The organism is Streptomyces sp. RLA131 (genome assembly GCF_056270125.1).
The window spans coordinates 8352704-8379131 of the sequence record NZ_JBWDOQ010000002.1; the positions used below are offsets into that span (position 1 = coordinate 8352704).

25 protein-coding genes and 6 pseudogenes are annotated in these 26428 nt (G+C 68.7%); 16 read left to right on the forward strand and 15 right to left on the reverse strand.

What is annotated here, in order from left to right; translation table 11 throughout:
- Nucleotides 1-94: 94 nt before the first annotated feature.
- Nucleotides 95-1525: a serine hydrolase domain-containing protein gene (locus tag RWE79_RS38835; RefSeq protein WP_475945401.1), complete on the reverse strand. Its 1431-nt coding sequence runs from the start codon at nucleotides 1523-1525 to the stop codon at nucleotides 95-97.
- A gap of 386 nt (nucleotides 1526-1911) precedes the next feature.
- Here RWE79_RS38835 and RWE79_RS38840 point away from each other — a divergent pair, with 386 nt between their 5' ends.
- The 5 genes and pseudogenes from RWE79_RS38840 to RWE79_RS38860 all read left to right on the forward strand — a co-directional run.
- Nucleotides 1912-2070 carry a hypothetical protein gene (locus RWE79_RS38840; protein WP_475945403.1) on the forward strand — a complete coding sequence of 53 codons (159 nt, stop codon included), beginning with the start codon at nucleotides 1912-1914 and terminating at the stop codon, nucleotides 2068-2070.
- Between the two features lie 816 nt (nucleotides 2071-2886).
- A complete protein-coding gene (locus tag RWE79_RS38845) occupies nucleotides 2887-3345 on the forward strand; it encodes a hypothetical protein (RefSeq protein WP_475945405.1) in 459 nt (152 codons plus the stop codon).
- A 196-nt stretch (nucleotides 3346-3541) separates the two neighbouring features.
- A complete protein-coding gene (locus RWE79_RS38850; RefSeq protein WP_475945407.1) occupies nucleotides 3542-4036 on the forward strand; it encodes a GNAT family N-acetyltransferase in 495 nt (164 codons plus the stop codon).
- A gap of 192 nt (nucleotides 4037-4228) precedes the next feature.
- Nucleotides 4229-4972 (forward strand): annotated as a pseudogene (locus RWE79_RS38855) (NAD(P)/FAD-dependent oxidoreductase); the annotation flags it as partial.
- Between the two features lie 562 nt (nucleotides 4973-5534).
- A pseudogene (locus RWE79_RS38860) lies at nucleotides 5535-6095 on the forward strand (hypothetical protein); the annotation flags it as partial.
- A gap of 1029 nt (nucleotides 6096-7124) precedes the next feature.
- Here the strand turns inward: RWE79_RS38860 and RWE79_RS38865 are convergent.
- Nucleotides 7125-7289: a hypothetical protein gene (locus RWE79_RS38865; RefSeq protein ID WP_475945409.1), complete on the reverse strand. Its 165-nt coding sequence runs from the start codon at nucleotides 7287-7289 to the stop codon at nucleotides 7125-7127.
- A gap of 191 nt (nucleotides 7290-7480) precedes the next feature.
- Here RWE79_RS38865 and RWE79_RS38870 point away from each other — a divergent pair, with 191 nt between their 5' ends.
- Entirely contained in the window at nucleotides 7481-8026 is a 546-nt protein-coding gene (locus RWE79_RS38870) for a Tn3 family transposase (protein ID WP_475946399.1), read from the forward strand.
- A gap of 106 nt (nucleotides 8027-8132) precedes the next feature.
- Here RWE79_RS38870 and RWE79_RS38875 read toward each other — a convergent pair whose 3' ends face one another.
- Nucleotides 8133-10205 (reverse strand): HelD family protein, encoded by a 2073-nt coding sequence (locus RWE79_RS38875; RefSeq protein WP_475946401.1) that lies wholly within the window; start codon nucleotides 10203-10205, stop codon nucleotides 8133-8135.
- 543 nt (nucleotides 10206-10748) lie between these two features.
- Here RWE79_RS38875 and RWE79_RS38880 point away from each other — a divergent pair.
- Nucleotides 10749-11554, forward strand: a protein-coding gene (locus RWE79_RS38880; protein WP_475946403.1) for an IS5 family transposase whose coding sequence is annotated in 2 segments (ribosomal slippage) — nucleotides 10749-11079 and nucleotides 11079-11554 — 807 coding nt in all. Because the reading frame shifts where the segments join, the coding sequence is not laid out codon by codon here.
- 22 nt (nucleotides 11555-11576) lie between these two features.
- Here RWE79_RS38880 and RWE79_RS38885 read toward each other — a convergent pair.
- Nucleotides 11577-11780: a hypothetical protein gene (locus RWE79_RS38885; RefSeq protein ID WP_475945411.1), complete on the reverse strand. Its 204-nt coding sequence runs from the start codon at nucleotides 11778-11780 to the stop codon at nucleotides 11577-11579.
- Between the two features lie 383 nt (nucleotides 11781-12163).
- On the opposite strand from RWE79_RS38885, the gene RWE79_RS38890 reads away from it, so the two are divergent.
- Complete coding sequence (locus RWE79_RS38890) at nucleotides 12164-12877, forward strand: Lsr2 family DNA-binding protein (protein WP_475945413.1); 714 nt, start codon at nucleotides 12164-12166, stop codon at nucleotides 12875-12877.
- A 40-nt stretch (nucleotides 12878-12917) separates the two neighbouring features.
- Here the strand turns inward: RWE79_RS38890 and RWE79_RS38895 are convergent, their stop codons facing one another.
- From RWE79_RS38895 to RWE79_RS38905, 3 genes are read right to left on the reverse strand one after another with little or no spacing between them, the layout of a single operon-like run.
- A complete protein-coding gene (locus RWE79_RS38895) occupies nucleotides 12918-13724 on the reverse strand; it encodes an IS5 family transposase (RefSeq protein ID WP_475946405.1) in 807 nt (268 codons plus the stop codon).
- Between the two features lie 40 nt (nucleotides 13725-13764).
- A complete protein-coding gene (locus RWE79_RS38900) occupies nucleotides 13765-14496 on the reverse strand; it encodes a hypothetical protein (protein WP_475945415.1) in 732 nt (243 codons plus the stop codon).
- Complete coding sequence (locus RWE79_RS38905; protein WP_475946407.1) at nucleotides 14493-15113, reverse strand: hypothetical protein; 621 nt, start codon at nucleotides 15111-15113, stop codon at nucleotides 14493-14495. The genes RWE79_RS38900 and RWE79_RS38905 overlap by 4 nt, the downstream gene beginning before the upstream one ends.
- A gap of 130 nt (nucleotides 15114-15243) precedes the next feature.
- Here RWE79_RS38905 and RWE79_RS38910 point away from each other — a divergent pair.
- The 4 genes and pseudogenes from RWE79_RS38910 to RWE79_RS38925 form a co-directional block, all read left to right on the forward strand.
- Nucleotides 15244-15612: pseudogene (locus tag RWE79_RS38910) on the forward strand (transposase); the annotation flags it as partial.
- A 264-nt stretch (nucleotides 15613-15876) separates the two neighbouring features.
- A pseudogene (locus RWE79_RS38915) lies at nucleotides 15877-16065 on the forward strand (hypothetical protein); the annotation flags it as partial.
- 26 nt (nucleotides 16066-16091) lie between these two features.
- Nucleotides 16092-16637 (forward strand): S1 RNA-binding domain-containing protein, encoded by a 546-nt coding sequence (locus RWE79_RS38920; RefSeq protein ID WP_475945417.1) that lies wholly within the window; start codon nucleotides 16092-16094, stop codon nucleotides 16635-16637.
- Nucleotides 16638-16821: 184 nt separating this feature from the next.
- Nucleotides 16822-17772, forward strand: a complete 951-nt coding sequence (locus RWE79_RS38925; RefSeq protein ID WP_475945419.1) for a class I SAM-dependent methyltransferase — start codon at nucleotides 16822-16824, stop codon at nucleotides 17770-17772.
- Between the two features lie 45 nt (nucleotides 17773-17817).
- On the opposite strand, the gene RWE79_RS38930 is transcribed toward RWE79_RS38925, so the two are convergent.
- The 8 genes from RWE79_RS38930 to RWE79_RS38965 form a co-directional block, all read right to left on the reverse strand.
- Nucleotides 17818-18111 carry a DUF1330 domain-containing protein gene (locus RWE79_RS38930; RefSeq protein WP_248966384.1) on the reverse strand — a complete coding sequence of 98 codons (294 nt, stop codon included), beginning with the start codon at nucleotides 18109-18111 and terminating at the stop codon, nucleotides 17818-17820.
- A 112-nt stretch (nucleotides 18112-18223) separates the two neighbouring features.
- Complete coding sequence (locus tag RWE79_RS38935) at nucleotides 18224-19678, reverse strand: MFS transporter (RefSeq protein ID WP_475945422.1); 1455 nt, start codon at nucleotides 19676-19678, stop codon at nucleotides 18224-18226.
- Between the two features lie 26 nt (nucleotides 19679-19704).
- Nucleotides 19705-20163 (reverse strand): MarR family winged helix-turn-helix transcriptional regulator, encoded by a 459-nt coding sequence (locus tag RWE79_RS38940; protein ID WP_229876805.1) that lies wholly within the window; start codon nucleotides 20161-20163, stop codon nucleotides 19705-19707.
- An 18-nt stretch (nucleotides 20164-20181) separates the two neighbouring features.
- Nucleotides 20182-21396: a hypothetical protein gene (locus RWE79_RS38945; RefSeq protein WP_475945424.1), complete on the reverse strand. Its 1215-nt coding sequence runs from the start codon at nucleotides 21394-21396 to the stop codon at nucleotides 20182-20184.
- Nucleotides 21396-21908 carry a hypothetical protein gene (locus RWE79_RS38950; RefSeq protein ID WP_475945426.1) on the reverse strand — a complete coding sequence of 171 codons (513 nt, stop codon included), beginning with the start codon at nucleotides 21906-21908 and terminating at the stop codon, nucleotides 21396-21398. The genes RWE79_RS38945 and RWE79_RS38950 overlap by 1 nt, the downstream gene beginning before the upstream one ends.
- Entirely contained in the window at nucleotides 21908-22873 is a 966-nt protein-coding gene (locus tag RWE79_RS38955; RefSeq protein ID WP_475946409.1) for a CHAT domain-containing protein, read from the reverse strand. The genes RWE79_RS38950 and RWE79_RS38955 overlap by 1 nt, the downstream gene beginning before the upstream one ends.
- Nucleotides 22801-23088 carry a hypothetical protein gene (locus RWE79_RS38960; RefSeq protein ID WP_475946452.1) on the reverse strand — a complete coding sequence of 96 codons (288 nt, stop codon included), beginning with the start codon at nucleotides 23086-23088 and terminating at the stop codon, nucleotides 22801-22803. Before RWE79_RS38960 ends, RWE79_RS38955 begins: the two co-directional genes overlap by 73 nt.
- 68 nt (nucleotides 23089-23156) lie before the next feature.
- Nucleotides 23157-24142 (reverse strand): IS5 family transposase gene (locus tag RWE79_RS38965; protein ID WP_475938267.1). Its coding sequence is split into 2 segments (ribosomal slippage): nucleotides 23157-23753 and nucleotides 23756-24142, totalling 984 coding nucleotides; the frame shifts between segments, so codons are not numbered across the junction.
- A gap of 276 nt (nucleotides 24143-24418) precedes the next feature.
- Here RWE79_RS38965 and RWE79_RS38970 point away from each other — a divergent pair.
- The 4 genes and pseudogenes from RWE79_RS38970 to RWE79_RS38985 form a co-directional block, all read left to right on the forward strand.
- Nucleotides 24419-24835 carry a hypothetical protein gene (locus RWE79_RS38970; protein ID WP_475945428.1) on the forward strand — a complete coding sequence of 139 codons (417 nt, stop codon included), beginning with the start codon at nucleotides 24419-24421 and terminating at the stop codon, nucleotides 24833-24835.
- A 189-nt stretch (nucleotides 24836-25024) separates the two neighbouring features.
- Nucleotides 25025-25261: a DUF6192 family protein gene (locus RWE79_RS38975; protein ID WP_475945430.1), complete on the forward strand. Its 237-nt coding sequence runs from the start codon at nucleotides 25025-25027 to the stop codon at nucleotides 25259-25261.
- A gap of 102 nt (nucleotides 25262-25363) precedes the next feature.
- A pseudogene (locus RWE79_RS38980) lies at nucleotides 25364-26093 on the forward strand (transposase); the annotation flags it as partial.
- Nucleotides 26056-26346 (forward strand): annotated as a pseudogene (locus RWE79_RS38985) (TetR family transcriptional regulator C-terminal domain-containing protein); the annotation flags it as partial. The pseudogenes RWE79_RS38980 and RWE79_RS38985, both read left to right, overlap by 38 nt.
- Nucleotides 26347-26428 lie beyond the last annotated feature (82 nt).

Sequence of the window (26428 nt, forward strand, 5' to 3'; positions counted from 1 at the left end):
ACCTGGGCGAGTGTCCCGTCCACAACGCACGCGAGCCCCCGTCAGCTGCAGCTACTCACAAAGAACAGGTTCCTTGCGGAGGAAAGCGCATCCCCTACGCGACGTCGGGCCGTGTCATCAGCGGCGAGCGTAAATGCAACACCAGACTTGGGCCGGTCAGGGGCACGATGTTCCACGTCGCTATCGCTGTCCCCGCGTCGGCGTCGACCGACAGCCGAACCCGGTGCGGTGTGGTGATGACGTAAAGCTCGGCGACGAACGTGTTGCCCTGCCAGGCGCCGGCCGCGACGACAGGGCGGCCGAGCGGCGAACTTTCCCGCCATTCGCCGTGGCCGACCTCGACGTTGAGGAACGACCCGAGTCGAAGGAGCCATCCATCGTCCACGACATCGACGATCACCGTGGTTCCGTCGGGCAGAGGCGAGCCCTCGGCGGAGGCGTCGAGTCTCGCCTTGACGGAACGCTCCGGGGCGGCCGAACCCAGCACCGGTGCCAATGACAATTGCCGCAGCCGATCGGCGAGGATCTCGTCGTCCGGGGTGCTTCCCGCGTCCTCCATGCCGGGCAGCAGGCACTCCCATATTGCGTCAAGCATTGCCTGTGCCTGCGTATGGCCGCCAGTCACGGCGACCACGAGATCGTGCGACGGGACGACCACGCATTGCTGGCCGAATGAGCCGTCCCCGTGGTAGCCGTGACGCGACATCCAGAACTGGTAACCGTAACCACGAAGGTAGTCGACGTCCCCCGATCCGTCCTCGAGTCGCAGCGTATCGGTGTGCCGTCTGGTCGCGAGCTCCACCCATTCGCGCGGGACGAGCCGCCGGTCGTCCCAAGTGCCTCCGCGCAGGAGCAACTCACCGAAGGCGGCGACAGCCTCGGTCGTCAGGTGCAGTCCGTGGAATCCGAAGGCGGCACCGCTCGCCACACGGTCCCATTCGGCGTGATCGACGCCCATCGGCTCGAAGAGGCGCTCGTCCAGCAGTTCCGGGAGGCTGCGGCCCGTGACCCGTTCCACCATCCGGGCCAGGATGAAGGTGGTCGGATTGTCGTAGGCGTGCCGCGTTCCCTCGGCATCGGGAAACGGTACGCGCAGGAAGCCCTTCACCAGGTCGCCGGGTTCCAGTTGCCAGGCCTCGGCGAGGCTGTCCGTGCGATGTCCGGCCGTCATGGACAGCAGGTGGTGAACGGTGAGGCGGCGTCCCTGCTCCGAGATGTCGCCCGGAACGTGGTCGGGCAACACATCCACCACCCGATCGTCCAGTGAGAGCATCCCGTCGGCGATCGCGAGCCCCACGGCGACCGAGGTGAACGACTTGGTCAGCGAGTAGAGAAGGTGCGGGCGTTCGGCCGAGTACGGCGCCCACCAGCCTTCGGCGACGACGTGACCGTGGCGTACAACCATGATGGAGTGACACTCGACGGATCGTGCCTCAAGCCGATCCAGCAACGCGGCGATCGAACGGGACGACATCCCCGAGGCGGCCGGTGTCGAGCGCGGCAGCAGGGTACGCCGAGGAGCCATCCGGGTACCGTATACGAAGGCCCGTTCGGGCCCTAGCGATTAACTGACGCCCGGGATCTTGCGGCCGGCGATCTTGATCGGCAGGCTGTGCGGGTCGGTACTGATCTTGTGCCGGACGACTTGTGGGAGCGTGTGGCTCCGTTGCTGCCACCCGTTCCCGAGCGCCGTCGTCGCTCCCCGCCCCGCCGCTCCCGCCAGGCGGACTCGCGGGCGGCCTGCCACTTGGGGGCGAGTTCTTCGAGCAACTCGCCGAAATGTGCGCGGGAGACTCCGGACAGGGCAGGGTGGGAACAGGCCGCACCACGGGCCCAGGCTTGCGTCACAACTTGCGCAAGCCGTGCGGACCTTCGCCTGTAACGGCCGAGGCGCCTGCCATGATCGTCATCATGGGGGTACACATTGCACCGGCTGGGGTGGCCGACTTCGCGATCGCCTTCCATGGCAGCCTCGGCTTCGACACGAAGATCGTCGACGACTACAACGGCCCCCGCCGGGCTATGGCCGTCTTCCACCGAGACCTGCCGCTCAGCGTCTCGTGGCCCTGACCAGCCAGTCGTCACTGGTCATCGCTCGCCGGGCCGCTACCTCACCCAGCTGCCGACTGGCCACACCGTCCATCAAACCGACCCGGTCGGCTTTGCTACTGCTGTCCGCAGGTTCCTCGACTCATTGTGATCCCATGCCGGCCAGCCGAGTCCTGAAAAGCCTCGGCACCCTGTTGCACACCCTTCCTTGTCCACTTGGTCGGCGACCTGCACTTTTCCTGACGGGCGACCCGCCGCAAGCAACAGAACAGAGTCGAGCAAGAACCGGCCCCATGTCGGTGCCGCGCCTGGAGCGCGACCCCACCCGGCCCGCGTCGACGGAGCCCCCTGCCCGGTCTCATGAGACATCAGGCGCCGACGCATCGGTCACCCCGCCGCCGCGATGTCGCCAGGGGTGAGGTCATCCCCAATACGCAGGTAGCGCACTGGGTGCCGGTGCGGGCCGCGGTCTACCGCTGTGTCAGCGCGTACCTCGGCGACGAGGTCCGGCTGGACGGTGATGTACCGGAGCTTGTTCCCACAGCCCCATCCAGAGCTGATCTGCATTCCGTCCACGGACGCTCGGGCCCGCCGGGAGTCAGCGCGGCCCCCCAGCTCGCGCCGGCGCCGCGCGGCGGCGCCCGGACGGGTGCGGCGAGGGCGAGCGGCACGGGGAACTCCACCCGCCAAGGGTGACCCGGCACCGTGAATTAATACGTCGCCAAGGACGGAACCCCGCGCAACGTACCGATCGACTTCACCTGCCGACGGGTGCGCCTGATCCACGTCCCCACAGGTGGGCGCCTCGACCTCGTGGACTCGCAGCGCTGGCACGGCATGGACATCGCACGCATGGTCTTCAGGCAGGAGACCGACTGGCATCAGAAAGACGGGCGCTCGCCGCTGTGGCGTCACAACGGCCTCACCGACGAGGAAGCCGCGCACCATGCCTGCTGGGCGTACACCGCCAGCACGCCGCTGCGCAGCGCACTGCTGATGCGCTCCATGCCACTGTGGTACCGCTTCGACATTCAGCCTGCCTGGGTCACCGGCCACCCCACACGCCCGGACCGGCTCATCTGGGATGCTCACTTCGACACGGACCACGACCGCGTGGTCGAGCTGCTGACTCGCTCCGAGGCCCGCATCCCAGGAGCTCTCTACCGCGAGAAGACGCGTTGCTCCGGGACTCTAGAGCGCGGGCTCCGGCAGCGCGCAGCTCCCGCTGGCGCCGGCGCCACCAGGCCGTCGCCCGCCGATGCCACTACCAGCGCCGCACGCACCCCTGTCGGGTGAGTCACGAACCACCACCAACCTGATGCAACGTCAACCGACCAGACTCCGAAAGGGCCCCGTGACCAGGGCATATGGAGAAGCGCAACTGGAGTACCAGGACTCCAGCCGTAGATCGTTAAGTGCCCTGGTCTTGGGGCTGTCTGCCACTGGCGGAAACTCGGGTGGCCTCAGCGCACGATCTGGGTAGAGTCGGGCAATGCCCGAGCTGAAGCGGCTGGATGACGGCCACGCCCCGGCGGTCCTGGCCTTCGAGTTGGCGAACCGCACCTACTTCGCTGCCTCGATCTCCGACCGCGGCGACGACTTCTTCGACCAGTTCACCGACCGGTACAACGCCTCGCTGGCCGAGCAGGAGGCCGGTATCTGCGCCTTCTACGTGCTCGTCGCCGAGGACGGCTCGGTACTCGGCAGGTTCAACCTGTACGACTTGGAGGACGGCACTGCCAGACTCGGCTACCGGGTCGCGGAGCGGGTCGCCGGCCGCGGCGTGGCGACCGCGAGCGTCCGGGAGCTGTGCCGGAGGGCGACAGCGACGCACGGCCTGCTCACACTGCGGGCGGCCACCTCCCACGACAACGCCGCGTCCCAGAAAGTCTTGGTCAAGGCCGGGTTCGTCTCGGTGGGCCCTGCCACCCCGGCCGATCTCGGCGGCAAGTCAGGCACTTGGTACCAGCGCGATCTCCAGCCATAGACCTTGATCTTGCTGGTGGATCGGCTGCGGGAAGGCTGCCGCCGCTGATCATCGGGGTGTCGGGGTGTGAAGACTAACGATCTCGCGATGGCCGCAGGTCACAGCGTGGACCCTGCTCGCTGGCAGGAAGCGTTCGAGGGCCTGATGAGCCGGATAGCCGGCCGGTTCTCCCGGGTTGAACCCCGGCGTCGGGTCGCCTCGGGCGTGTGGTATCGCAGGCTCGAGGTGCCCGGCATCGACCGCCTGGAGGGCATCAGCGTCTGCTATGCGGCGACCGTCCACGAGGCCAGTCTCTGCCAGGCGGATCCGGTCGCCGTGGTCGGCGGCGGGAACTCCGCCGCGCAGGCGGCGCTGTTCCTCGCGAACCGCGCGTCCAGGGTCCACCTCCTCGTCCGGGGCGGTGACCTCACCGCGGACATGTCGCGCTACCTGGTGGACCAGGTGGAACGGCACCCGAAGATCGAGGTGCTGCTCCACACCGAAGTCCGGGGCGTCCTTGGGGAGGAGAAGCTGGAGTCGCTGATCGTGGAGGACAACGCAAGCAGTGAGCGACGGGAGTTGCGGGCCGCGGCGCTGTTCGTGTTCATCGGGGCCCGGCCGCGCACGGAATGGCTCAGGGGCGTGCTGGCCCTGGACGAGAGGGGCTTCGTCCTCGCCGGCGCCGACGCCCAAGCGGCGGCCGACGCGACCCGGTGGGACTCGCTCGGCCGTGGTCCGTTGCTGCTGGAGACCACCCTTCCCGGGGTCTTCGCCGCCGGCGACGTCAGGAGTGGCTCGGTCAAACGGGTGGCCTCGGCGGCCGGTGAGGGTGCCATGGCGATCCGTCTCGTGCACGAGCACCGGGAAAAGACCGGCAACCTGGTCCGCGCCACGGGCCCCGAGGAGCCTCGGCCGGTGGCGGGCCGGCCCGCGTCCCGGCGCTCACCCACCCCCTGACTGCCCCCCCGTAGGCGGCCCGGCCACCCTACGGTCGTCCTCCCAGCCAGCGCCCAGCGCACCGCCGACGGTTCCCATGGACGGGAGGAACATGGCAAGGGAAGTTGGTGGCCGGCATCGTGCTGGTGCCCGACGAGCGGGCGCAACGACCGCGGCGTGAGCAGGAACGCCGCGGTGACATGGACGAGCACGAACAGCGTGGCGTAGAGGCTGTGATGCCGATGAACAAGGCAGACCCTCTGTACGGGAAGGACGAGGAGATCCGGCCGTACCGCCTGCACCTGCAGGCGTGGGCCAGCGTGTCACGCGGCGTCGACGCCACCTCGGGGCATTCCGTGAGCACTTGGGACCGCGGGGGCAGCCGACGAGAAGGAGTCATGCGGGTGTGGTCTCAGGGCGTAACGGTCGTGGCTCTCCTGGCGGATCCGGACGCGCCGACGGAGATCGCGCAGCGCATGGCCCGGATGCTTCCTGATCGGCTCGCCGACAAGTCGGGCCAGGGGCGACGGTTCGACGTCGAGGTGGTCAGTGAGCCCTTCACTTCAGGGACGGAGCACCCGGCGCACCTCCGGAGGGGTGGGGCGGTAGGGCCGGTTCGCTGGAGTGGGACTGCTGGGAAACCGCCGAGCACCTCGCCAACGACCTGTTCTACTACGCCGTGCAGCCGGGGCCGCAGAGCCCACCGCTGGACACCCATGTGCCCTCGCGTTGAGCCAGAAGAGGCCGGACGGACCCGCGAAATTCCTCTTCGCGGACCGTGATGCGGGTCCGGCCGGCCTGGTGCAGGTGCTGGAGGCGTGCGGCGCGCTGCTGGTCGTCATGGTGCGTACCACGCCGCCCCGGGTCCGCGCCCACCACGCCGCCGGGGTGTCGGACCCCGAAGGGCTTCGCGGCGCTGGGGGTGCAAGAGACGCTGGTACACATGCACGATCTGGCGGAAGGCTTCGCGCTTGCCTGGACCCCGCCCTCCGCTCTCTGCTCGCGGGTGCTCGCCCGTCTGTTTCCAGAGGCTCCGGGCGGCGCAGATCCCTGGCTCACCCTGTTGTGGGCCACCGGCCGCGCCGAACTGCCGGGGCACCCCCGTCTCACCAGGTGGCGCTCGGACAGCACACCGCGGTCATAGGAGCGGATCGGCTTCAGCCGCGGCCAGGCTGATGATCGTGCCCTTACCGCGGCGAGAGCGCACTGGGCCAGCCGTCCCAACCGGCAACCAGCCTCTTGACGGCACCGTACGCGCATGTCCATGATCGTTGAAGGCCCCGTGATGGCGTGGGCGGCCACCTCGTCTGACCGACGCGGAACTGTGACGCTGGCCGTGGCCCGTAAATTTGGACCCGTACATGAACCTTCTACGGGTGATGCACGTAGTCCCCCGGTAAGACAGGGCGCACGAACAGCACCGAGCGCGGCAGTCACCGCGCTGAGGTGCGCGCCAGAGCGTAACTCATTGGAGGTCAGGGAATTGAGCCAGCGACGACTTCGCCCAGGGGCCAGCCTTGCTATCGGGGCTGCCGTGGCCGCGGTAGCAGCAGCCGCCATCGTGTTGCCGAACGCCCACACCAGCTCGAACGCTGGGGGGCCGCCGGACGCCGGGCAGTTCGCCTTCTTCGCAGCCGCAGAGCCGGTCGGCGTTTTGGGAATCGTAGACCCGGGCAACGGCGGTGGACTCATTAGTGGCTAGCCTCGCGCTTTCATGAAGCGTGCTGTCCGGCAGTGGTCAGAGAAGTAGAAAGTTCCTCTGACCAGCGGGAACGAGGATTGCTGCGGTCCTTGTTCCCGCCCCTGTCGGAGTCGACGGCAACCACCTGATCGAGATTCCCGTTCGACGCACACCCCTCAAGATTGGAACGACAACAGCTACTCGCAGACCCTGCTGCCGCTCCCAGCGTAGGGCGCCCGCCAGTAGCTCCGCCAGGGGCGTAACTGGTGGGAGTCTTGTCGTAGCGGGTGGCCAGTCCGCGCCAGGACGCCTGCCGTGTCCCCGTGTCCCCGTTGCCGCGAAGGCCGCGTGGCCGGCCGCCCGCGACGACGGCGCGATGCCGGCCAACTCGTGCGTGGACGCTTGCCTGACCCTGACTCTCCCTGACGTACGCCTACGGCCAGTACGGGATCCGCACCGAACTGCGCCCGGTCGACCTGGCCGTGCACGGAATCAGTGGGCGGGTCGGCGGAGCTGTCCTTGCGGGGTGTAGGTGAAGGTCTCAGAGAACGGGCCGTCGCCGCAGCGGACGGCGAGCAGCAGCGGCTCGTGATGAGCGGGCGGCCAGGACGGTTCCGTTCCGGGATCGGTGTCGTTCCACAGGTGGAAGAAGACCATCGGCGTGCCGGGGCATCGGCCGCGTAGCCGAGGACCTTGCCGTAGAAGGGGTTGGTGCCTCCGAACAGCACCGACGGCGGGCCGAAAGCGTCGACCACATCGGACCACACCCAGTCCCGGCCCGCCCACCGGCCGACCGCGGCGCGCATCGGCTCCAACGCGTCAGCGTCCAATAGACGGTCAGTGGTGAGCTGCGCGAGGGCGCCATCTCCTCGGCGACGCTGCTCAAGAGGCTGTGGTCCGGCTCGCACAAGAACGCCACGTACGTCGCCTTCCGCGAGGTCGGCCGCGTGATCCGCACGGTGCAGCTGCTGCGGTATCTGGCGGACGCGCCGCCGCGCCGGCGGGTGACGGCCGCGACGAACAAGGTCGAGTCGTTCAACCGGTTCTCCCGGTGGGTCGGCTTCGGCAACCAGGGCGTACTCGCAGACAACGACCCCGTCGAGCAGGAGAAGACGATGAAGTTCAACTCTCTGCTCACGAATGCGGTGATCTTCCACAATGCCCTGGACATCTCCGAGATGGTCCGCCAGCTGCTGGAAGAGGGATGGGAGATCGATCCTGAGGACCTGGCCCATATCTCGCCGTACCTGACCGAGCACATCAAACGGTTCGGCGAGTACAGCAGGCACGAACCCGGCATCGAACCCGACGCGTACGACCCGAAGCTCGACGTCGACTGCACCCTGCTGCGCGAAGGGGATCTGAACGTCGTCGGCTTGGACCAGGCCGCGTGATGCCGGGTGCGGCCACGAGCGGTGAGGCGGCGAGCAGCCCCGGGCGCGCGGGCCGGTGTCTGTACGCGCCGGGTGCGCCCGCGGCGACGACGCGGGCGCCGGGTCGTCAGGCGGGCTGGACGGTGATGGTGCAGAGGCGCTTGGTGGCGCGGGTCAGGGCTACGTACAAGTCCCTTTCCCCACCGGGGCGGGCCGTGATGATTTCCTCGGGGTTCATGACGACGACTCCGTCGAATTCCAGGCCGCGTGCTTCGGACGCCGGCACGATGCGTGCGTGGTGAGCGATGCCCTGGGCCGTCAGCTCGCTCACCCTGGTGTCCGCGCAGATCACTGCCAGAAGCTCGCCCGGGTGCGCGGTGCTCTGGGCGCGGAGTTCCTGAACGACGGCGGTGACCAACCCGTCCGGAGGTGTGGTCACGGTGCGAGGGCTCTCACCGCTTCGCAGTGACCGTGTGGGCCTCTGGTCCGGAGCGATCCGCGTGAGCAGGTCCCGGACGCTCTCCAGGATCTCCTGCGTGGTGCGGTAGCTGACGGTCAGGTTGTGCAGTTTGAACCGCGGTCCGACGTGGGGGCTCAGTGCTTCCTTCCAGTCGCGTGCTGTCGCGACCGGGCCTGCCTGGGCGAAGTCACCCACCAGCGTCATCGCCCTGGCCGGGCAGCGGCGGACGATCATCCGCCACTGCATGGCGGTCAGTTCCTGCGCCTCGTCGACGACGACGTGCCCGTACGTCTGCTCTGGGGGGCCGTCGACCAGGCTCGCCGCCTCGTCCAGCAACGGCACATCGGCATCGGTCCACGGGTCGTCCGGGCCGCGCAGCAGAAGGGACCGCTCCTGCGTGGTCAGGCGGGGCAGGCGCTCGGCGAGAGCGCCGGCGTTCGTCAGGAGCGCCTTCACGAGGTCACCGGGTACCAGCCGCGGCCACAACACCTCGACCGCTCGGTCGACGCCGGCGTCGTCGAGGAGATCGGCTCGGATGGCGTCCAGGTCCAGCTCGTGGACCGGACCCGAGTCGGCCGCACCTTCGGCACGGCGCTGGGCGGCTCCCGTGAACCGGTCGAGGTCCATGCCCGTCATCCTGGCGGCATCGGCGTCGATCTGCTCCAGGAGGTCGCCCATGTCTCGTTGCATCGCGTCGGTGACGGCGTCGACCAAGAGCTCCCTGAACACCTGGCGCGCGGGGTTGTGCCCCGGTGCGGCTGCCACGGCGGCGTCGCGTGCCGTGGCGACTTCCTCACCGGACAGGTGAACCAGTTCCTGTCCGACCCGCACGGTGAAGTCACCGGCGGGGGCTTGGTGGACGCGCAGCAGGCCGGCCAAGGCGTCGGCGAGGTCGGAGCTGCCCTTGAGACGCGCCGTATCGAACGGGTCCACCGTGTCCGTGGACACTCCGGCCAGTTCCCGGCAGGTCGCCAGAACGACGTCGTTCTCTCCGAGCGAGGGAAGGACCTGGGAGATGTAGTCGAGGAACCGGGCGTTCGGGCCCACCACCAGGACACCCTCCTCCGCGGCGCGCGGGAACGCGTACAGGACATAGGCCGCCCGGTGCAGGGCGACCACCGTCTTGCCGGTGCCGGGCCCGCCCTGCACCACGGTCACCCCACGGTGGGCGGAGCGGATGATCTCGTCCTGCTCGGCCTGCAGCGTCGCGACGGCCGCGTGCATCCTGCCCGTACGCCGTGCCGACAGAGCCTCGGTCAACGGGCCGTCCCCCACGACGTCCTTGTCGGTCGGGGCGGTCCCGTCCAGCAGTTCGTCGCTCACCGAGATGACCGTGCGCTCCTCGAGGCGCAGGTGCCGGCGCCGCCGCAGGTCCATCGGGTGGACCGGTGTCGCCTCGTAGAAGGGCCGCGCCGCGTTCGCGCGCCAGTCCACGAGCAGAGGCAGGTCATCCTCCTCCGTATGCAGTCCGATCCGCCCGATGCGCAGGGCCGTGCCGTCCGTCCAGTCGATGCGCCCGAAGACCAGCCCCTTTTCGGCGCCCTCCAGCCGGCCGATTTCCTTGGCCAGACGCTCGGCGGCGATTTCTCTCTCGTATGCCTCACCGGCGCTTCCCGCCGGGGCCTTCAGCACACTCGCTCGGTGTACTCGCGCCTCGGAAAGCCGCTCGGTGAGCAACTCATATAAGGAGGACACATAATCCCGCTCCGATTCAACCGCGCGCACAACGGGATCATTCATTTTCGACAACAGGGGACTCCTTCGATTCGAGCCACACCATACGGTCAAAGTTCCCTAAAGGTAAGTCTTGACTTACTTGGTAAGCCATGGCCCTACGACTGAATCCATGACGGCTGACCGTATGGCGTATCATGCATTCCGCCGTTCCGTATATCGCTAATTGCGCTCCCGGTGCCCGCCTGCCTTATGGCGAGCCCGCCCTTGGCTGCCGGCGATGTTTTGCCGCGCTCGGGAAAAGGGGGGAAGATCCGGCGAGGCGACCGGCGCCGTCGAGCTCACTGCCAGGGGGCATCTGGTCGCTTCGTCTGGCGACCCGACCCACCTCTGCCAGGTCCTCGACGGCACCGCGGCGCTCCCGGCCCAGCGCAAGGCCCGCCGCGAGTACGAGAATCGCGTCAACGCACTCCTGGCTGCCAGCCTGCGTTGAGCTGACCGACCACCACACCCGCCAAGATCAAGAACTGGCGGCTTTTGGACTCTTAGACGATGTCTCATGTGGTGATGCCGTGAGGTGCGGCATCATTGTTCTTCGTGGGTGTTGATCTGTCGCAGCGGCTGGTTCCTGACGGGTTGTGGGAACTGGCTGCTCCTCTGCTGCCGTCGTTCGTGCCGCGTCCGCAGGGTGGTGGGAGTGCGCCGTTGGACGAGCGGGCGGTGTTCACGGCTGTGGTGTACGTGCTGACCAGCGGCTGTGCGTGGCGGCATTTGCCGCCGACGTTCGGGGTGTCGCCGGCTACCGCGCACCGGCGGTTCACGGCCTGGACGAAGGCGGGGGTGTGGCGGCGGTTGCACCGGGCGGTGCTGGACGAGCTGGGAGCCCGGGGCGAGCTGGACTGGTCCTCGGTGATCATCGATGCCGCCTCGGTACGGGCGAAAAGGGGGGCTCGCTGACCGGGCCGAACCCGGTCGATCGCGGCAAGTCCGGCAGCAAGTTACATGTCCTGTCCGAAGGCGAGGGCATTCCGCTGGCGGTAGCCGTCTCCGGGGCCAACACTCACGACAGCCAGGCCCTCAAGCCGCTCGTGAAGGCGATACCGGCCGTACGGTCCCGGCGCGGACCGCGCCGCAGGCGCCCCGGCAAGTTCCGCGCCGACAAGGCGTACCACTCCGCCGACACCCTGCTCTGGCTGCGGAAACGCGGCATCATCACGCGAATCGCACGCCCGGGCATCGAGTCCTCCGAACGACTCGGACGCCACCGTTGGAAGATCGAACGCACCATCTCCTGGCTGTTCGGCTACCGCCGCCTCACTGTCCGGTACGAACGCAAGGGCAGTCACTTCCTCGCCTTCATCGGCCTCGCCGCCGCACTGACCTGCTACAAAAAACTCGCCAAACTCACCACATGAGACATCGTCTTAATGGGTTTAGTCAAGCCTCCTGAACCGCTCCGGCCGCCTTCTCACGGGGGTTGTAGTCCCTCTCGTAGAGCCGGCCGTCGCGGAGCATGGCCCACAGGATGGAGACTCGTTGGCGGGCGACAGCGATGACCGCCTTCTTGTGTCGGCCCTTGTCGTGCGTGTAGCCCTTGTACTTGCGCAGGTACGTCTCGTTCTCCCACGTCCCCACGGTCAAGCACGCGACCTGGCTCGACAGGAAGAATGCCCGCTGGAGGGGGCGGCTGTACTGGGTCGGGCGCAGGCGGTTTCCTGTGTTCGATCCGGAGTCACGGGAGAGCTATACCCAGCGAAAGCGGAATCCAGCACCAGGGAGCGTTTGAGAAGCTGGTGGCGTGCTCAGGGGGCGAGCTGTGTACCGTAGAAATCTGCAGAAACTCGTTCCGCGTCGGTCACTGTCAGTGGTCCCGCATACGGTTCTCCCATGGATCATCAGCGGTCGTCGCCTCCCCAAGAGGACAACTTCACAGTCCGGGAGACCGGGCAACGTGCCCTGCGAGCCAGCGCTATGGGTGGGTCTGCTCCACGTATGTGCGCATCCTGCCGAGGTGGAGATCACGCATGAGCGGAACTCCGATGCACGAGACAGGAGACGTGAGAGAGGCGTGGGGCCGGGTAACCGCGTGGCTTGAACGCGACGACCCTGAAACTCTCGCTGCGCTCGGCGGCCCGGGGAGCCATGCGGCAATCAGGGAAGCCGAACTGCGCATGGGTCTGGACCTGTCGGCGGAGATGCGGCAGTGGCTGCTGGCGAACGACATCGATGCCGGCAGGCAACCCGACGCTCAGTCCTGTCTGGTGGCGCTGGGGTGCGAGATCGACATCCCCGGCGGCCATATCCTTCTCGGGCTGACGGATATTCAGCGGGTCTACCTCAGCCGGATGGGCTTGGAGGAGATGGAGCCGTCCGCAGACCCCGACCACCCGTTCTGGCGTCGTGAGTGGGTGCCCATCGCCGCGGAGAGCGACGGTCTCTACGGGACGTTCTTGGACACGCTCAGCGGAACCATCGGAACCTGGGACGAGGCATACGGTCCCGAGGAGGGCGTATACGCCTCGTTGTTCGCCTTCTTCCAAGAGACAGCGGACCGGCTGGAAGGGGTGTCCTCGGGAGACTGGAGCGGCCCCGGTTGGTCCGCTCGACCCCGGAGTCTCGAACCCCGCCCGGAAGACGAGCCGATACGCCTCTGGGCACGCGCCAACGGCTATCTCGTAAATGATCGTGGGCGTATCCCTGCGGCCGTCCGCGAGGCTTACGAGGTATCGCGGAGGTGAGCACCAGCTCCGGCTGTGCCGGTCAACGACCATTGGTTGGTCACAGCCATTCGTTGATCGCGGCAACGAGGACGGTGGCCGCGAAGCGGACCGCAGGTTTGTCGAAGCGGCAGGCCACCGCCCGGTTCCGCTCCAGGCGGTTGATTGCGCACTCGACCGCGTGCCGGGCCTTGTAGTCCTCACGGTCGAAAGCCGGAGGCCGCCCGCCGGCCTTCCCGCGGCGCTTGCGGTGGCCCGCCTGGTCGGCGGGTTCAGGAATCGTGCACCGGATCCCGCGCCTTCTCAGGTAGGCCCGGTTGGCCCGGGACGAATACGCCTTGTCGCCCCGCACTCGCAGAGGGCGGACACGGGGACGGTCCACCCCGATACGGGGCACTCGGATGCTGTCCAGGACGGCGGCGAACTGGGGACTGTCGCCGCGCTGGCCTGCTGTGACCAGTAGGTACAGTGGCCGCTGGCCTTGCTCGCAGACCAGGTGAATCCTGGTGGTGAAGCCGCCGCGGGAGTGGCCCAGGCCGTGATCGTCGGGCTCAGGGCGGCCGCCGCCCGGCGGTTCCTTCTGGACCTGACCGTCACGGCGGGCGCCTACAGCGTGTTGATGAGCCCGGCAGATCGTGGAGTCGACGTCGACCTCCCACGTGATCAGCCCGGCTGCATCCGCCCGGGCTTGCAGCCCGGTCAGCAGGACGAACCAGGTGCCGTCACGCTGCCAGCGGCGAAAGTGACCGTAGACCGTCTGCCACGGACCGTACTCCGACGGCAGATCCCGCCACGGAACACCAGTTGGTACCCGCCACCGGATCCCGTCGATTGGGCTCCGCCTGCCCAACGGCGGTCGCCCCAACATAACAACCGGCAACAACGGCTTCAGCACCGACCACTGCTCGTCAGAAACCCGCGCGCGGGTTCGCCGTAGTTGACGGGATCTGGCTTCCCGGGCGTTCACCGTGCCGCAGCCAACTGGCTAGCCTGGGGGGCCAGTACGGGTTCGGCATGCCGTCATCGCTCATGTGCGCCCGCTGCCAGATCTCGTTCCAGCCGTACGGGATCTCCGGGACGAGCCGGTGCCGCTGCCCGCACGGACAGCGCACCGGCGCCCACGCGCACCCACGGCACAGCTCGACCCAGCCGTGCCCGGTCGAGTTCGACTCCAGCGGTCCCTCGTCCCCGCAGGCCGGGCAGCCTGGGAGATCGGCGCCGTCCAGAATCACGTTCTGTCGCCGGACGTAGTCGGACAGTCGCAGTGACGGGTGGCGGAACGGGTCTTCGTACCAGGCGCGGTCCGGGCCGTCCCACCTGCTCCGCAGCCACCACGGTCGCGGGTTCGCTACGGCCCGCCGCCCGGCCCGCTTCTCCGCCTGGCGTTGCGTCGCGTACTCTTCCGCCCGCGCGAGCCACAGCACCCGCGCCTCATGCAGTTCCTCGACCGCCCGCACCAGTGCGGGTGGGTCCGCCTCCAGTCGCCGGGGGATCCGGGCGCTGAGTGTGAGGTGGTGGTAGGTCGCCCGGAAGCCGTAGGGCGCGAAGAGGGTGATGCAGGTCCGCAGCGCGCTGTGCCGGCGGCGGAGGGGGAGCCGGGCGTCGTGCACGCGCGCTCGGTGGGTCAGGAAGCTGGTCATTGTGTGGGCCCCAGGTCCAGTGCCCGGGCCAGGGCGGCGGTGACGCCGGCGGCGTGTGCCGGCAGGTGTTGTTCGGCCCAGGTTCCGGCAAGGCTGAGGAAGTCCCGCAAGTCCTGCTGGGCACCGGCGACGAGCGCGCGTACCTGGTCTACTGGCAGCTCGATCACCGGGCTGCCGTCCTTCGCGTGGGCGTCGAGAGTCAGCCGGACGGTGTCGCCGACGCGTTCGGCCACCGAGGACGGGTCGTGGCCGAAGTCGGAGCAGCCGGTGCCGTCGAGCACCTCCAACCAGTCCCGCCAGGTCTCCAGGCCGCTGCAGCAGCCCGGCTCGACGAAGATGCTGCCGGTGGCGTTGTCGGTCACCCGGAACCCGCCGGCGGCGAACAAGTCGGGCATGGTGAGCAGCCCGTGCAGGAACGCGCCGACCGGGTCGGTCGGGCACGGCCCGTGCTCCTCCTCCGGCTCGAAGTCGTTGCAGTCGGCGATCCGCATAACCGCCGTGCCGACATCCGCCGGAGTCAGCTCCCCGTCCAGCACGAGGTAGCCGTACGACTCGTGTTCGCCAACCGGCCAGAGCGCGAAGTTGTCGGCAGCGAAGATTTCCAGAACGGGTTGCATCACAATCACACGGGGATGATGCCGGACCCACTGCCACACCGCCACGGGCTTTAGCTGCGGCACCTCGACGTCATCGCTGACCACACCGACGCCTGGCCGGCTCCACCCCGTCTTGAGGGAGGAGAGGCCGTTGCCACGGCGACGCTGCTACCCCTCCGACACGTGGGACGACGAGTGGGTCCTGATCGACCGCCTGCTGCCTACGCCGGCCTGCGACACCCCGACCGGCGGCCGCCCGGAGAAGCACCCCCGCCGGGAGATCGTGGACGCGATCCGCTACGTCGTGGACACCGGCTGCAAGTGGCGGGCCCTGCCCGAAGACTTCCCACCCTGGCGCACGCGTTACGGATCCATGGCCCGCTGGGTGGCCGCGGGCGTCGTCGGGCAGATCCGCGACCAGCTCCGCAAGCGCATCCGCCGAGAGATGGGCCGGGCGCCCAGGGCCGTGGCCACCGTCATCGACTCCCAGTCGGTGAAGGCCGCCGAAACCGTGGCCCGCAGTGGCCTCCTGTGGGTCCGCAGTCTCCCAGGCTCCCCAGTTGCCCCGCTCTCCTGCGGGATGCGGAGGGTGGTGTAGCCCTCGGGGCGCTTCTCAGGCTTTGCCGCATACGGATTCAGGGGTCCGTCGACATCGAGGAACAGCAACGGCCGACCCATGGCCCCCCCCAATTTTCGCTCCCGATCTACTGAGTCGCCGAAGCATATCCGTCTTCATTTATCGCTGGCGCGTCCGGTGATCTGGGTGAAGCCGGGCATCGCGGGATCCCTGATCGTCACCAGCAACCGGGCGCCCAGCGACCCCAACCCCGTCGTAGCCGAGTCGCTCCTGGACCGGCTGATCAACACCAGCCACCAGGTCATCATGAACGGCCCCAGCTACCGACCGAACAAACGCCCAAAGAACCCCACGTCTGACGCCGGCGACCATAGGACGAGTGCCGGTCGCCCCTGAAATAGGGGTGGCATAGGGTCGCAGCCATGACCCATCCGCTTCCTTCCCCGGTGTTGAGAGAGTTTCTGGCGACACTCCGTCGCGGGGACGAACGCTCGGGAGTGGTTACGTCGATCGAGAACTTCGGCGTCTTCGTGGACCTTGATGGAGCCCCCGAGCCTTCGGCGGGCTTCATTCCTCCGCCGGAGGTCTCGTGGAAGTGGATCTCTTCCTGCGGAGAGGTCGTGACGATGGGCCAACAGGTGACCGCGGCAGTCCTGGGCGTGGACGCCGAGATGCGCGGGCAGGCTGTCCTGTCCCTGATCGCCCTCCAGCCGAACCCCTGGCTGGCATGGGTCGATCAGGTCGGCAGCGTCCTGCGGGGACGCGCTACGAGGCTGGTCCCCTTCGGAGTGTTCGTGAGCGTTGATGACGGCATGGACGGTCTACTCCACAACTCCGAGTTGTCACAGCTGGGCGGCGACCGCGACATCCAGGTCGGCGACGAGCTGACGGCACGGATCGCCGAAGTGGACCCGGCACGGCGCCGCATCCGCCTCTCACTCCCGACCGAGCACACGGCAGCGGACTGACACGGCGGCTCGCCTGGGCCGCCTCAGCCGGACAGCCCCTGGGGAATTGCGTGATCGTCCACACATCGACGTTGAGACGACCGAACCGTCGGACTTACCCGCGCCGCCGGGACCGCTGAATCAGGCGATCACGGCGGATCAGACAGTCGGCCCTACCGCGCCGGCCGACTTCGTCCGGCAAGCCATGGCCGAACTCCCGGAGATCGCCGGCGCAGACCGCGCGACCGCACACCGCTACTTCGACGACTTCGCCCTCCGCCGACTCCCCGCCGCGCTCGCCACGGCCCGTCAGGACACCGTCACGGCGGCCATGGCACCGCTGGCCGAGATGTTCGCCGACGCCGGCGGCATGGTCCAGCTGAGCCGTGAGCAGGCTCGCGGCCGGGCCGGCGACTTCGAGATCATCGAGTACATCCTGCGCGGTCAGCCCGGAGGCGTGCCCGGCACCTGGGGCCACCACTTCGACGACTACCTCCTGCACGCTCCCATCACCGACCAGCACCGCAACAAGATCGCCTACCAGGCCGCACTCATCGAGTCCGCACTCGGGAGCGACCCGGCGGACGTCCCGAGCACGGCCCCCGCGCGCGCCACCGGCCGCCGCATCCTGCTGATAGCGTCCGGAGGCGCCGCCGACCTGCGCCGAGTCGACCCGGCTCTCCTGCACCCCGCCGACCGCCTGGTCCCCAACGACGTCGACCCCGACGCCCTCCAGTACGCCCTCACACACCTGCCGCCCGCGACCCGCGCCCAGACCGCCGCGGCCCCCGGCAACGTCCTGCGCACCGCCGCCCACTTGGCCGCCGACCACGGCCCCTTCGACCTGGTCCTGGCCGGAGGCCTCTTCGACTACCTCGAAGAACGCTTCGCCCGAGCCCTGGTCCGCACCATTCCGTCCCGCCTGTGCCGCCCCGGAGGCACGTTCTACCTCTCCAACATCGCGATCCCGAACCCCTACGCCGCCCTGATGACCGACATCGGCCGCTGGAACCTCGTCGAACGCACCCCCGCCGACATCGAGGCCCACGTCCGTGCCGCCGCGCCGCCGGGAACCGTCGCCGGACTGGACATCACCGCCGATGCCACTGGCCTGACGCTGTTCGCGACGGTGCGGCGCGCTGACGAGCCGGGGTGATCCCCGCAGTCGGCTTCGTGTTCGTCGCCGACGCAGCCTCGATCGTCAGTCGAGGCCTTCGATGATGCGGAAGTCGCGCTCGACGCCGTCAGCAAGTGCGGCCAGCGCCTCCTGGTAGGCCGCACTCGCATGTGCGGCGACCGCCTGTTCGAAGCTGTCGAACTCGATCAGGACGGTGCGCTCGGCGATTCCGGCGTCGTGTGCGACGACCCGGCTGCCGCGGGCGAGCAGCCGCCCGCCCGCGGCCTCGACGGCTGGACCAGCCAGCTTGTTGTAGGCAGCCAGCTTCTCGGGGTCCGCAATGGTGCGGTAGGCGCTGACCCAATAGCCCTTGACCACGGTACCTCCTGTGTTCGGAATTGATGCTCAGAAGCATGCTCAGATCCATGGCCGGCGCGCTGTGGGTCAGCGAGCCGACGGAGACGGCGTCGAAGTCGGACGGCTTCGATCCTCAGCTTCCGGTTCGACTCGACCGGCCCAGGCCCGGCACACCGACTGGGGCTGTGATCGGATTGGTCTCGGGTGAGCGTCGGCGGGCGAGGGCGAGGCCGGCCATCGTCGTGATCGCCATCGCGGCGACGCCGACCAGCGCCGCAGTCGTGTAGGCGTTGTCGTTCGGGAAGAGGCGGCCCGTGGTGGTGCCGGCGGCCAGGACCAGACCGCCGATGGCGCTGCCCAGGGAGTACCCGACGCTGCGGACGACGTAGTTGAAGCTCATGGCGCTCGACGTCTCGCTCTTGGGGGTGACGGCCAGGATGACGCCGGGCATGGCGGCCGAGAAGCTGCCGACGCCGAAGCCCAGCACGCCCATGGCCGCGAGCAGTTCGGCCAGGTTGGACCGGGCGGTGGCGAACAGGACGAACCCGCCGCCGACGATGGCGGCGCTGCCGGCCAGGAGCAGGGGGCCGTCGATCCGTTCGCGGACCCGCGGCGTGAGCTTGCCGGCGACGAACCCCAGCACGGAGAACGGGATGAGGACCAGCCCCGCCACGAAGGTGGTCAGTCCGAAGCCGTAGCCGGCGCTGTGCGGCGTCTGCGCGTAGCGGGTGATGAGCGTGAGCAGGAGGTACATGCCGCTCCCGCCGACGAACATGGCGATGTTCGCCCCGGCGACCGCCGGGTGCCGTACCGCCCGGACGTCGACCAGGGGCGTCTTGGTTCGCAGTTCGGAAACGGTCCAGACGCAGAGCAGGAGTACGGCGGCGACGGCAAGGGTCACCGCCACGGCGAGGTGTCGACTCCACAGGCTCCTCTCGCCGGCCAGGAACAGGACGAGGAGCAGTCCACCTGCCAGGACGAGCGCACCGGCCACGTTCACGTGAGCGGAGCGGCCTTCGGGAGCTGCGGGCATGGAGCGCCACGCGGTCACGAAGGCGATGGCGGTGACGAGCAGGCCGAGGCCGTAGGCGGCCCGCAGTCCGCCGAACTCGGCGAGCAGCGCGGCCAGCGGGTAGCCGACGCCGGCTCCGATGATGGAGACCACTGAGATCAGGGCGATCGTGGCCGCGCTGCGCTCCTCGGGAAGATGGTCGCGGGCCACGCCCATCATCAGCGCCGTGAGACCGAGTCCGACGCCTTGGGCCGCTCTGCCCACGAGCAGCCAGGCGAACGGCAGCGGCAGCACGGTGAGCGCGCTGCCGACGACGACGATCGCCAGCGTGGCGAGAATCGTGGCCCGCCGGTGCGGACCGGCTCCGAGCCGGCCGAGGACGGGTGTGGCGACGGCGCCGCTGAGCAGGGCGATGGTCAGCGTCCACTGCGCGCTGTCGAGGGAGACGTGGAACGTGGTCGCCACGCTGGTGATGAGCGGCGTCCCGAGGCTGGCGACCGCCGCCACGACCAGGGCGATGAACATCAGGGCGGGGACCAGCAGACGTGCCTCGGAACGTATCAGGGCAGTGCTCATGGGCTGGTCATGAGCCTGGGCCGCGGTCACCGGTCCGACTCCTCTCGGGCGTGGCTTTCGAGCTCCGCCAGATGCAGCAGCGCCGGAAGGGCTGCGGCCAAGGCCTCGACCTCGTCACCGGTGAGTTCGTCGATCAACCGCGCGTACGCGTCGACGCCCGCCTGGCGTCGCGTCCGGACGTACGACGCGCCGGCCTCGGTCAGGCACACCAGCGTGACCCGCTTGTCGGACGGATCGCCCTTCCGCTCGACCAGCCCGGATTCCTCCATCACCCGGACCAGGACGGTCATCGCGGGCTGGGTGACGCCCTCGGCCACCGCCAGATCGGTGATCCGTCGCGGGCCGGTCTTGTCCAGGGTGGCCAAGGTGGCGGCGGACGTCAGGCTCATGTCGCGGGGAAGGCGTCTCACGGCCCTGGTGGCCAGACCGTAGAGGGCTGACCCGATGGCATCGGAAGCGCCGTGCGCGGCGTCTCGGCGACTCATGCCTGAAGCATAGCAGCTTTATATGAATCCTTTATGCATCTCCCGATCAGGGTTCGGCGCAGTCAGGGGGCGCAGCGGGTAGCGGCCGACGAAGTTGCGAGCATGGTCGCCGCGCAGGTCGGCCAGGGCCAGTGTCCGGTAAGGCCGCACGGCTCGCTGCGTGGTCGTCGGTTCGGCCCGGGCCTGAGCGGCGGTCGCCCCGCCAAACACTAGTCCCAGGACCGCGACGATCACGGGCCAGCGCCTCCTGACGGGCCGTAAGGGCTCCTCCCTCTGCGTGTCGTCCTGTGTGGAATCATCCGGATCCGCGCGGCGGTCCGGTTGTGCGGGGGGCGGCGGCAGGGGCGGGCACTCGAACCCGGAGCCCATGTGGTCGAGGAGAGCGGACTCGTGGGAATGCACCCCGCTCCTGATCCAGAGCCGGTCGAGCGCTCGCCACAGGGCGGGCTCGTCCTCGTGACGGGAGGGACGGCGCAGGCCCACGGTCCCGACCAAGGACCATCGATAGACGTCGAAGGCCGTCCGGAAGAGCTGGCTGTACGCCTCGGCCGCACCGATGGCGGCTCGGTAGCCGAGCCATGCCACCAGGAATCCGCCCCACCAGCACAGAGCCACGGCGTACCAGGGCGGCAGCCAAACGGCGATGCCGGTGCTCGCCAGCGCGAAGGCCACGCCCAGGGAACACATGGTCACGGCGAATTCCAGTTCGCCGAGCGCCGCGGCAAGGGTGTGCTGGAACGGCTCGGGGAGTGTCGGGTACAGCCGGGGCCACGCGTTGATCGCTCGGATGGCGTACCGGTCGGCGCTGTATTGCTCCGCCCCGCGCATGATGTTGCCGAACGTCGTGGGCAGCAGGAGCCGGTTGTCGCGGGGGTAGAGGTGCCAGCGGGGATCGTCGATGGTGAGCCCGCCGTCGATCGCGCGCTGGCGGCGGAGACCTCTGTCGGTGAGTGCGGGCGGAAGCCTTTGCCAGTAGCCTTCCAGCAGGCGGAACAACGCGGTGCGCTGCGCCGCGACGAGCTGGCTGAGCAGGAGGGCCGCCACCAGCAGCACGCCCACGAGCGCCAGCCGTGCCGAGCCGTCCAAGGCCGCCCACCACCGGACGGACGTCGTCCAGCCGACGCCGGCGACCACCAGCCCGCCGAGGGCGATGAGGAATCCGAGCACAGGCATGAACACCGCACGCAGGATGCGCTGTTCGAGGACCCCCGCAGCTGTGTCGAGCACGCCCATCAGGTGCCGCCACGACGGGACGACGGCACCAGGTCATGGGGGCCGTGCTGGCAGCAGTAGATCTTCGCCTGGCTGTAGTACTCGAACTTGTTTTCCTTGCCGCAGGCAGTGCATGCGATGCGGACCGGATCGGGGAAGTCCGTCGGCCTCCCGAACGGCTGTGAGTCCACCCCGAGCTGGGCTCCTGACGTCTCCAGGAACCTGCTCGCCTCCTCACGCAACGCGGCCACCGACACTACGCCTGCCACGGCCCCGGCCTGCACAACCACCACCCCGGCCGTCTCCTCCAGCACATCGAGAACGTCGGCAGAGGTGAGCAGCGTGACGAGGTCCATGTTCGCGGAGACCACCAGGACCGGCCCCTCACCGTCGGGCCCCAGCAGCCCCAGCGGGATGCCCACCTCGTCCAGCAGGACTATGAAAGAGGCAGGCCGGTTCGGACCGTTCGGCTGGGTATGCGCGGTACGGAAGTCGGTGCTCATGAGGTCGGACACCATACGGTCGGGGGTCATCAGCACCAGTCTCCCGTCAGCACGAACGGCGCCCAGTGGTATGGATCGGCGAAGGCCCTCTCGTCTCCGGAACGCCGCTCGAAGATCGGCCGGGCGAGTCGCACCTGGCCGGCCTGTACCCGGGCGGCGGCGCGCAGACCGTCGTCCAGCGCGGGGGCGGCGCACAGCTTGTCGTAGATCTGCAACGCGGTGCCGACGTCGCCCGAACAGGCGAGGAGCCGGGCTTCCTCCAGCAGGAGTGTCGTCTCAAGACGAGGGTCGTCTGTGAGGGTGGACCGGACGTCCCGTGCGTGGCGAAGGACATCGGTATGGGTCAGCCCACGCAGCCAGGCCTGGGCACGGCGTAGTGATTCCGCCTTGCTGGTACCCGCCCGCAACTCCCTGTAAAAGCGGGTTAGCAGCAAGCCGGTGGACAACTCGTCGACCCGCCACAACGACACCAGGGTGGATGCCGCCCCCGCGTACAGAAGAGCTCGGGTGAGCCCGATCAACTCGTCGCCGGGACGCCGGTCGCTGAGGCCGCTCTCGCACGAGCCGAGCACGACCAGGTCCACCGCTAGAGACAGGCCGAGGACGTCCTCAGCCGTCAGCCTGCCATCGGCCAGTTCGACGCCCGAGCGCATCGGCTCGTCCGGCTCGAACACACCGTGGGCTATGAAGTGCAGAATGTCGGGCGACCCGTTCCCCGCACGCAGCCGCTCCAGTAATCCGGCCCGTGAAGCCTGGTCACCGACGAGTACCTCAGGCTCGGCGAACAGCCCGCTGACCGCTGTGGCCTGCGTGTGTGTGAAGGCCATGGGCAGATCGCCGGGCGGGTCGGCCACCACGAGCACCGACGAACGCGTCGCCTTCCGTCGAGACCAGCAATACCGCAGCACGGACGCGCTGGGTGTCAGTGCGATGGGGTTCCGGTCGGCGAGTGGGGTGCCGTCGAGGGGGATGGCATGGAGCGGTAGCCGGTGCAGCGCATCATGCGGGACAAGGTAGACGAGGTCGGGAACCGTTCGCCGCGCAAAAGGGCGTAGAAGTCGTCGGCCGAAGCCCGTAACTCTGCTCGCGTCAGCCCGACGGTGAGGACTTCCGGCTCCTCCGCCTCGGGAACGATTCCAAAGACGCGTGTGCCGTGCTCGGTGACGTAATACTCGACCAGGATTACACGGACGGTCTCGGCCGACACCACACCCGACCCCCACCTGCCGATCTTCGTCTCTCAGATGACCCTCTAGGGACTGTGCCGAGTTGGGATCTTCATGTGAGGCTCCGGAGCCAGATGACCGCGCCGCGTAGGTGGAGTCCGGCGAGGTAGCTGTCCGGGGTCTTGTCGTAGCGGGTGGCGAGCCCGCGCCAGTCCTTGATCTTGTTGATGCAGCGTTCCACCGTGTTGCGGTCGCGGTAGAGCTCGGTGTCATGGACGGGGGGCCGCCCGCCCCGGCGTCCCTTGTTCTTGCGGTTGGCCGTCTGGTCGGTCTTCTCCGGGATCACCGCCCGGATCCTGCGTCTGCGCAGGTAGGCGCGGTTGGCGCGGGAGGAGTACGCCTTGTCCGCGGCCACGGCGGCGGGGCGGGTGCGGGGCCGGCCGACCGGGCCCCGGACCCTGATGCGTTCCAGGACGGCGGTGAAGCGGGGGCTGTCGGCGGCCTGGCCGGGGGTGAGGACGAAGGACAGCGGGCGGCAGCGGCGGTCCGCCGACAGGTGCACCTTGCTGGTCAGCCCGCCGCGCGAGCGCCCCAGTTCAGCGGCCCGGAGCCGGGCCTTGCGGCGCCGACGCAGGCGCCGTCGCTCCTCGCGGGCGGCAGCCTCCTGCCCGTCCGGCCCGGCTACCGGGGCGTTCTGTCCCTTTGGCGAAGCCCCTTTTCCTCCGCGACGGCCTTCTCCAGGGTTTCGAGCAGCTCCGCATCGACCGTCATCCCGGCGGCATGGTGGTGGGCCCGGGCCACGGTGGAGTCCACGCTCACTAAGCCGAGGTCCACCTGACCACGCGCGGCGGCCTCGGCGATCACCGCTTCCATCAGCCTCTGGAAGACCCCGGACCCGGCCCACAGGTGGAACCGCCCGTAGACGGTGGACCAGGGCCCGTACCGCTCGGGCATGTCCCGCCACGGACCGCCCGTACGGAACCGCCACATCACGCCGTTGACGAGCCTGCGCAGGTCAGGAATGGGACCGCGTTCGCCCAGCGGCAGCAGCGGTTCGAACACAGTCCACTCATCGTCCGTGAGATCACCCCGGGTCATCCCGCCTGTCTACCGTCCCGACCCAGCCAGGACAGCGAAACAGCCAAACCCGTGATCCCAACTCGGCACAGTCCCTAGTACGCACGGTAACGGGACGGACACGTATGCGTGGTGCAGACGGCAGAGGTTCTTCTCGGAAGAGAGTGGATGTTTTCGGCTGATTCCGCCGCCTGCCGGGTACGCTCTGTTGCCCAAGTAAAGTTCTGTACCGGGGAGTTGCTGGTGGCGGATTCCGCTGGCGGACAGGCGGCTTCGCTATCCGCGACGCAGACCGCCGTGCCGACCCCGACGGCCCCGCCGCCGTCCACCACCGTGGAAACAGGGCGGTGGTCCGGGACGCTGGTGCTGGGACCGCTCGGAGCCGGCGACAAGGACCTGGACGCCCAACCACCGGCCCACGCCACGACGGACGCGGACAATGACCTGTACATCACGCTGCCGAAGCCCGCCACGCTCTACGCCCTCGGCAACGCCGACATCGCCGCCTGGCAGGATCCTGGCAGGCAGCCGACCGCTGCCGACTGCGTGAGCACCATCGAGTCAGCTAGCGCAGACGGAGTACCCCTGGCCAAGGGCACCGTCGTGTGCGCCCGCACTGGCGAAGGCCGCATCGTCCGGCTCACGGTCACCGCGATGCCCGGCAACGGCATCGCGACAGCCACCTTCGTCGCAGTGGTCTGGCAAGCGGCGTAACTCCCCACGGCGTACAGTGCCGCCGCGATCCACGCCGCCCACAACACCCGGGGGCGTGACGGCAGGTCACCAATCGGGACCACACGCTTCAGGCCGGCGGATCGAGAAACCCTGTTCTTTGCGCCTGGCAGGCCCGGCGCAGCGAGCAGTAGCAAGCGGCAGCCCGGCAGCGACACTACCGACGATGCCGTGACCGCCGTCCCGGCGGACGCATCAAGTGCGCCGGCGGGGTGCAACCAAGCAGAGCCGCCCTGGGCAGGCTGGTTCCGCGGCTGCGGGGCCAGGAGTTCACCGAGGACGAAACGCGAAACCGTCCGCCGGGGCATCGCGAAGGTGAGGGCGGCGGCCGACTGGCTGGAGACGGCGGTCGACAACGGCGAGTTCACCCTGGACGAGCAGTTGGTTCAGCTCCTCAAGGGCGAGTAGCCGTGCCCGTGGGCTCGGCTCGCCGTCGCCCAGCTCACCGGCGTTCGCGCACCCTCGCCCAGCTCACCAAATAGCCCGGTCACCACCGGTCCCGAGCCCCGCCTGCCGAGCCCGACATGCCTTGGTGGTGAGATCGTCCGCGAGGGCGCGAAGCGGATGTTGGCTGCCGCCCTGGAGGCGGAAGTCAACGCTTACATAGCCGAGTTGGCCGGTGAGCGGGACGATAGCGGTCACCGCCTGGTCGTGCGCAACGGCCATCACCACCCGCGGAACGTCACCACCTCCGCCGGAGTCGTCGAGGTCAAGGCCCCGTGCGTGAACGACAAGCGCCTCGACGAGGCCACGGGCGAACGCAAGTGGTTCTCCTCGGCGATCCTGCCGCCCTGGGCACGGAAGTCCCCGAAGATCAGCGAGGTGCTGCCGCTGCTCTACCTGCACGGCCTGTCCTCCGGCGACTTCGTGCCTGCACTCGAGCTAAGTGTATGTCTGGGCCGACGGCGTCCACCTGCGCATCCGCCTGGAGGAGGCGAAGGGCGCGGTCCTGGTGCTGATGGGCGTGCGGGCCGATGGCACGAAGGATCTGATCGCGATGACCGACGGATACCGCGAGTCGTCCGAGGCATGGGCCGAGCTGCTGCGGGACTGCGCTCGCCGGGGCATGCGGGCCCCGGTCCTGGCCGTCGGCGACGGCGCGCTCGGCTTCTGGAACGCGCTGAACGAGGTGTTCTCCGACACCCGCCATCAAAGGTGCTGGGTTCACAAAACGGCCAACGTTTCGGATGCGCTGCCGAAGGGATCTCCTGCGGGCGTTCAAGGAACTGCTCGTCGAATTCGAGATGGACGAGTTCCGCCTGGTGATGCAACGCGCCGTCGACCAGAGTGAAGTGCGTCCGGACAACCCGGCGTTGGAGTATGTGGTGCACATGATGCTCGGCGGGTTCGCCATCCGCACGCTGATCGACGAGCTGCCGCCGACGCAGCCGTCGCGGAACCCGGGGCATCCATCGGGCCGGTACGCCCGTGCGTGGTGGTGCGCACGTGAGAGACTCGTCATCCGCGGATCGTCTTGGCGGCGCAGAACGTGAACGGGTGGCGCGATTGTGCCGGCTGGTGCCGCGCGTGTCGGCGCCGATGGCGCTCTGCCGGTCCTGTGCGGCGAGCACAGGC

What these genes read in the sequence shown, in the direction of transcription:
- RWE79_RS38835 (WP_475945401.1), bottom strand. Translation starts at nt 1,525, where the DNA reads ATGGCTCCTCGGCGTACCCTGCTGCCGCGCTCGACACCGGCCGCCTCG.
- RWE79_RS38840 (WP_475945403.1), top strand. Translation starts at nt 1,912, where the DNA reads ATGGGGGTACACATTGCACCGGCTGGGGTGGCCGACTTCGCGATCGCC.
- RWE79_RS38845 (WP_475945405.1), top strand. Translation starts at nt 2,887, where the DNA reads ATGGACATCGCACGCATGGTCTTCAGGCAGGAGACCGACTGGCATCAG.
- RWE79_RS38850 (WP_475945407.1), top strand. Translation starts at nt 3,542, where the DNA reads ATGCCCGAGCTGAAGCGGCTGGATGACGGCCACGCCCCGGCGGTCCTG.
- RWE79_RS38865 (WP_475945409.1), bottom strand. Translation starts at nt 7,289, where the DNA reads ATGGTCTTCTTCCACCTGTGGAACGACACCGATCCCGGAACGGAACCG.
- RWE79_RS38875 (WP_475946401.1), bottom strand. Translation starts at nt 10,205, where the DNA reads ATGAATGATCCCGTTGTGCGCGCGGTTGAATCGGAGCGGGATTATGTG.
- RWE79_RS38890 (WP_475945413.1), top strand. Translation starts at nt 12,164, where the DNA reads ATGAGCGGAACTCCGATGCACGAGACAGGAGACGTGAGAGAGGCGTGG.
- RWE79_RS38895 (WP_475946405.1), bottom strand. Translation starts at nt 13,724, where the DNA reads ATGTTGGGGCGACCGCCGTTGGGCAGGCGGAGCCCAATCGACGGGATC.
- RWE79_RS38900 (WP_475945415.1), bottom strand. Translation starts at nt 14,496, where the DNA reads ATGACCAGCTTCCTGACCCACCGAGCGCGCGTGCACGACGCCCGGCTC.
- RWE79_RS38905 (WP_475946407.1), bottom strand. Translation starts at nt 15,113, where the DNA reads ATGCAACCCGTTCTGGAAATCTTCGCTGCCGACAACTTCGCGCTCTGG.
- RWE79_RS38920 (WP_475945417.1), top strand. Translation starts at nt 16,092, where the DNA reads ATGACCCATCCGCTTCCTTCCCCGGTGTTGAGAGAGTTTCTGGCGACA.
- RWE79_RS38925 (WP_475945419.1), top strand. Translation starts at nt 16,822, where the DNA reads ATGGCCGAACTCCCGGAGATCGCCGGCGCAGACCGCGCGACCGCACAC.
- RWE79_RS38935 (WP_475945422.1), bottom strand. Translation starts at nt 19,678, where the DNA reads ATGAGCACTGCCCTGATACGTTCCGAGGCACGTCTGCTGGTCCCCGCC.
- RWE79_RS38940 (WP_229876805.1), bottom strand. Translation starts at nt 20,163, where the DNA reads ATGAGTCGCCGAGACGCCGCGCACGGCGCTTCCGATGCCATCGGGTCA.
- RWE79_RS38945 (WP_475945424.1), bottom strand. Translation starts at nt 21,396, where the DNA reads ATGGGCGTGCTCGACACAGCTGCGGGGGTCCTCGAACAGCGCATCCTG.
- RWE79_RS38950 (WP_475945426.1), bottom strand. Translation starts at nt 21,908, where the DNA reads ATGACCCCCGACCGTATGGTGTCCGACCTCATGAGCACCGACTTCCGT.